Genomic DNA, 5,507 nt, shown 5'->3' on the forward strand with positions numbered 1-5,507 from the left:
GTCAGTCCCCTGGTCCCGAAGGGCCCGCACCACCGTGGCCTTCCCGGGGGCGGGCGAGGAGGGCCGCAGCGCGGTGGGGGGCGCCATGACCCCGTCCGGCGAGCTCCCGCGGCGGCGGGCCGACGCCGCCGCGCCCACGCTGTACGGCGTGAGCGCGGCGGCGTCGGCCCGGCGCTGGAGGATCTCGGCGGACGGGGTCAGGGAGCCGCCGAACGCGCTGCGGCCCTTCGTGCCCGCCACGGGGAAGGCCCGGGTGGTGCCGTCCTTGCGGGTCAGGGTGCCTGACCCGTCGTCGGACCAGTGCAGCACCGAGCCGTCGTCGAGGGTGAGGGTGTGTGCCGCGGGGGCCGCGTGGGCCGCGGCCCGGGACGCCGGGGCGTCCGGATCCGCGGCGTGGGCGACGGAAGGCGCGGCGATCGTGGACAACAGGGCGGCGAGCGCCGTCAAACGCGCTCGTCTGAAGCGGTGGGACATGCAACGCCCTTCGGTGATCGGGTGAGGAACGTGCAGAGGGCCGGCGGGTCTTCGGGACGGGCGGACGGAGCTCACCTTGACGCTGCCACGTCACACCGGACAAGCTCCCGCAGCTGCGGGTTTGTGCAGTTGCCCACATGCGCGGGGCGGCACGGCCCGGCGGGACGGTCAGGCGCCCTCGTGCTCCGCGACGCGCACCAGGTGCACCGCCGAACTGGCCCAGTCGCCGGGCGGCAGATCGAGCACGAGCCCGTACCCGCCGAGCACCGCCGCGTGGTGCACGGTCCCCGTACGCGTGTCGCGGTAGCGGGCCCCGGCGGTGAGGCCGCCCAGCCGCACCGGTCCCCGCGGGCCGCCGTGCCGCTGGACGCGCTGCCAGGCGAGCACCAGCGCCTCGCTGCCGTCGTGCGCGGCGTACTCCACGACGGTGGGGCCGTCGTCCCCGGGACCGCGCAGCCGGTGCAGCGCTCCGTGCTGGACGAGGTGACGGACCCGCTTGTACTCGGCCACCAGCTCCGCCCCGGCGGCCAGTTCCTCCTCGGACCAGCGGGTGAGGTCACCGCCGATGCCGAGCAGCCCGGCCATCGCGACGTGGAAGCGGAAGCGCAGCGGCACCGTGCGGTGCGTGAGCTGGTTCGGGACGTCGGTCACCCAGGCGGCCATGGTGCGCGCGGGGTAGACCTGGCCGTAGCCGTGCTGGATCGCCACGCGGTCGGCGGCGTCGGTGTTGTCGGAGGGCCACGCCTGGTCGGTGCGGGAGAGGATGCCGAGGTCCACCCGGCCGCCGCCGCCGCTGCAGGACTCGATCCGCAACTGCGGATGGTCGGCGCGGAGCCGGTCGATCACCCCGTAGAGGTGGTGCACGTACCGCGTCCACAGCCGGTCCGCGCCGTCGTCGCGTCCGGGCCAGCCGGCCTCGCTGAAGGCGCGGTTCATGTCCCACTTGAGGAAGTCGACGCCGTTCTCCGCGACGAGCCGGGTGAGCCAGCCGTACGCCCAGTCGGCGACGTCCTGCCGTGCGAAGTTGAGGACCAGCTGGTTGCGCAGCTCGGTCCGGTTCCGGTGCGGGACGTGCAGCACCCAGTCGGGGTGCTCGCGGTACAGGTCGCTGTCCGGGTTGACCATCTCCGGTTCCACCCACAGGCCGAAGCGCATCCCGAGCCGGTGCACCCGGTCGGCCAGGGGGGCCAGCCCGGAGGGGAAGCGGTCGGCGGCCGGGGTCCAGTCGCCGAGGCCCGCGCGGTCGTCGCGCCGTGCCCCGAACCATCCGTCGTCGACGACGTACAGCTCCACGCCGAGCGCCGCGGCCCGGGCGGCGAGCGCCGCCTGGCCGGGCTCGTCGACGTCGAAGCCGGTGGCCTCCCAGGAGTTGTAGACCACCGGAGCCGTCTCCCGCGGGTGCGGCAGGACGTGGGCCAGGGTGTACGCGTGCCAGGCGCGACTGGCCGCGCCGAAGCCCCCGCCGGTGTACAGGCCCGCGAAGGTGGGCGTGGTGTACTCCTCGCCCGGGGTCAGCGGCACGTTCGTACCGTCGTGTCCCGCACCCCCCGTGAAGCCGGCGCGCCCGTCCGGGGTGCGCTGCGCGGTGACACGCCAACTGCCGCTCCAGGCCAGGGCGGCGCTCCACACCCGGCCATGGGTCTCGCCGGCGTCACCTGCGTCGACCATCACCCACGGGTTGGCGTGGTGGCTGGTGATGCCGCGGCGGCTGGTCAGCACGGTCTCGCCGTACGGCAGCCGCTCCCGGCGCAGTTGGCTCTCCGCGGACCACTGGCCGGTGACGTGGCTGAGCCGGTAGTCGGGCAGCGGCGGCAGGCTCCAGGCGGCGGAGTCGGCGCGGAGCACCGTGAGGGCGTGCTCGCCCGCGTTGCGCAGGACGGTGCGCCGCTCGATGACGTCGCTGTCGTCGTGGAGACGGTAGTGGAGGGTGACCTCCAGCGGGTGGACGCGGTCGCGGAACCGCAGCGCCAACTCGTGCACACCGGGCGCGGGTTCCCGCACGTCATGACCCGTCGGCTGCCACTCGAAGCCCCTGCTCCCGTCGGGGAGGCGGACCTGGAGGGACGGTACCCCGAAGCGGGCCCCGCCGTCGACGGGGAGTTCCTCGCCCACCGGCGAACGGCCCTCGAAGCTGCTCGCGTCCGGTCCCGGCGGGACGGCGAGTTCGGCCGCCTCCTGCAGGGTCAGCCGCGGGCCCCAGGCGACGTGGCAGGGGGCACCGGTCGCGTCGATGCGCAGTGCGTACGACGTGCGCGGGGTGCTCAGCAGCCAGATCCCGGTGTCCGGGGCATGGGAGATCACGGGCATGGGTCCTCACGTTCGGGTCGCGCCAGGAGACAGGCGGCAGCCAATCCTCACCTTGGATCACATGTCAACACCCACTCTGGTCCGACCTTTTCCAGTTGAGGGGCCCTCACTTGGTCTACTTCCGAGGAGTCTTGCTTCTTTTATTGACAGCAGAAAAGAACCCACCTAGGTTCCCGGCCATGTCCTCGATCCCGCCGGGGGAGGCGTTCCCGGCCCACACGCCGGCCGCCTCCCAGATCTTCACCACCGTCCTGTGCCACGGTCCGCTCACCCGCACCGAGATCGCCAAGCGTGCCGGGCTGTCAGCGGCCGCGGTCACCAAGGCGGTCCGGCCGCTGATCGAGGCCGGGTACCTGGTCGAGGACGTGGACGAGGAGGCGCGTCCCTCCCTGGGACGGCCGGCCAACCCCGTACGGGTGGACGGCGGCCGGGCGCTGTTCATCGGCCTCAAGATCACCGGCGACGAGATCATCGGTGTGCTCACCGACCTCTGCTGCCGGATCCGCACCTCCCGCCACGTGCCGCTGGCCGCCCCCGACCCCGGGGCCGTCCTGGCGTCGGCGGCGGCACTGGTGCACGAACTGCTGGCGGAGGCCGACGGTTTCGGCGTCCCCGTCAGCGGCCTGGGCATCGCGGTCTCCGGTGACGTGGACCGGGCCGGCGGCCTGGTGCGCTACTCGCCCTTCCTCGACTGGCGGGACATCCCGCTGGCCGAGCTGGCGGGGATGACCACCGGCCTGCCCGTCACCGTCGACAACGACGTCAGGGCGCTCACCGTCGCCGAGCAGTGGTTCGGCGCCGGGGTGGGCCTGTCCGACTTCGCCGTGGTGACGGTCGGCGCGGGCATCGGCTGCGGTCTCGTGGTGCACGGGCGGGTGGTCTCGGGCGCGTACGGGGTGGCCGGCGAGATCGGGCACCTGTCCATCGACCCGGCGGGACCGCTGTGCCACTGCGGCAACCGCGGGTGCGTGGAGGCGATCGCCGCGGACCCGGCGATCGTGCGCGCGGTCCGCGAGGCGACGGGAACCCCCGTGGCCGACGCCGCCGAGGCACTGCGACTGGCCCACGGCGGCGACCCGGGGGCCAGGGAGGTGTACGCGCGGGCCGGCGAGGCGATCGGCCGGGCCATCGGCTCGGTGGCCAACCTCTTCGGCCCGGAGCGCGTGATCATCTCGGGCGAGGGCCTGGTGGCCCACGACCTGTTCGCCGACCAGATCCTCGAGGCCTTCGCCGCCTCCGCCTTCGGCACCGCCGGGCAGTGCGACCTGCGGACCCGTCCGCTGCCCTTCGAGGAATGGGCGCGCGGGGCCGCGGCCACCGCGATCCAGTCCTTCATCAGATCAGACACGTACTAGGAGTAGCGATGACGCTGCAGAGCCGCACCGTCCTGACCGCGCCTCAGCCCAGCCGCCGCACCGTGGTCGGCGGGCTGTTCGGGCTCGGAGCCGCGGCGCTCGCCGCCCCCCTCCTCACCGCCTGCGGCGGGGGAGCGGCGGCCGACCCCAAGACGGTGACCTTCGGGTCCAACGGGGCCGACGCCACGCCCAAGTCCGCCTACGCGGCGGTGACCAAGGCCTTCACCAAGGACAGCGGGCTGACGGTCAAGACCAACACCGTCGACCACGACAGCTTCCAGAAGGGCATCTCCAGCTACCTGCAGGGCACTCCGGACGACGTCTTCACCTGGTTCGCCGGTTACCGCATGCAGTACTTCGCCAAGAAGGGCCTCGCCACCCCCCTCGACGACGTGTGGGAGAAGATAGGCGGCGGCTTCAGCGAGGCCACCAAGCAGCTCTCCCGCGGCGAGGACGGCAAGTTCTACTTCGTCCCGCTCTACAACTACCCCTGGGGCGTCTTCTACCGGAAGAGCCTCTTCCAGGAGCGCGGCTACACCGTCCCGCGCACCTGGTCCGAGTTCACCGCGCTCGCCAAGCGGATGAAGAAGGACGGCCTCTCCCCGATCGCCTCCGGCTACGGGGGCGGCGACGCCTGGAGCATCCTCGGCGCCTTCGACTACCTCAACCTGCGGGCCAACGGCTACGACTTCCACATGTCCCTGATGCGCGGCGAGGTCTCCTGGACCGACAAGCGCGCCGTCGCCACCCTCGACCTGTGGCGCGAGATCAGCCCGTACTACCAGCAGGGCGCCGGCGGACGTTCGTGGCAGGACGCGGCCCAGTCGCTGCTGGACAAGAAGTCCGGCATGGCGGTCATCGGCCTCTTCCTCGGCCAGCAGGTCACCGACGAGGCGCTCCGCTCCGACATCGACTTCTTCCCCTTCCCCGAGATCGACCCGGTCAACGGGCAGGACGCCGTCGAGGCGCCCACGGACGGCTTCATGCTCAGCCGCCGCCCCAAGAACGAGAAGGGCGCCAAGAAGCTCCTGGAGTTCCTCGGCAGCGCCGAGGCCGAGGGCCTCTACATGGGTGTCGACCCCAGCAACGTGGCCGTCCACGCGCAGGCCGACACCGGCTCCTACAACCCGCTGCAGAAGAAGTCCGCCGAACTCATCGCCTCCGCCAAGCACATCACCCAGTTCGCCGACCGCGACAGCGACCCCGGGTTCATCTCCACGGTCGTCCTGCCCGGACTCACCCAATGGCTCGGCCACCCCGACGACGGCTCGGCCCTGCTGAAGCGCATCGAGTCGCAGCGCTCGCGCTTCTTCACCTCCTGACCGGACCGGGAAGGTTCACCGTGCCCTCCGCGTCCCCCACCGCACCCTC

General features: G+C 72.7%; 3 protein-coding genes and 1 pseudogene. 2 read left to right on the top strand and 2 right to left on the bottom strand.

The window, feature by feature from the left end:
* Positions 1-447: pseudogene (locus PV341_RS43520) on the bottom strand (hypothetical protein); the annotation flags it as partial.
* 195 nt (positions 448-642) lie between these two features.
* Positions 643-2,781, bottom strand: a complete 2,139-nt coding sequence (locus PV341_RS43525) for an alpha-galactosidase (RefSeq protein WP_500360797.1) — start codon at positions 2,779-2,781, stop codon at positions 643-645.
* 179 nt (positions 2,782-2,960) lie between these two features.
* Between PV341_RS43525 and PV341_RS43530 the strand changes: the two genes are divergently transcribed.
* Both PV341_RS43530 and PV341_RS43535 read left to right on the top strand, forming a co-directional pair.
* A complete protein-coding gene (locus tag PV341_RS43530; RefSeq protein WP_500324541.1) occupies positions 2,961-4,136 on the top strand; it encodes an ROK family transcriptional regulator in 1,176 nt (391 codons plus the stop codon).
* A gap of 8 nt (positions 4,137-4,144) precedes the next feature.
* Entirely contained in the window at positions 4,145-5,458 is a 1,314-nt protein-coding gene (locus tag PV341_RS43535) for an ABC transporter substrate-binding protein (protein ID WP_500324543.1), read from the top strand.
* Positions 5,459-5,507: the final 49 nt, after the last annotated feature.

This window comes from Streptomyces sp. PA03-1a (assembly GCF_033792805.1).
In the GTDB taxonomy this organism is placed as follows: Bacteria; Actinomycetota; Actinomycetes; order Streptomycetales; family Streptomycetaceae; genus Actinacidiphila.

Coding starts and splice junctions, on each gene's coding strand:
- PV341_RS43535 (WP_500324543.1), top strand. CDS start 4,145: ATGACGCTGCAGAGCCGCACCGTCCTGACCGCGCCTCAGCCCAGCCGC.
- PV341_RS43525 (WP_500360797.1), bottom strand. CDS start 2,781: ATGCCCGTGATCTCCCATGCCCCGGACACCGGGATCTGGCTGCTGAGC.
- PV341_RS43530 (WP_500324541.1), top strand. CDS start 2,961: ATGTCCTCGATCCCGCCGGGGGAGGCGTTCCCGGCCCACACGCCGGCC.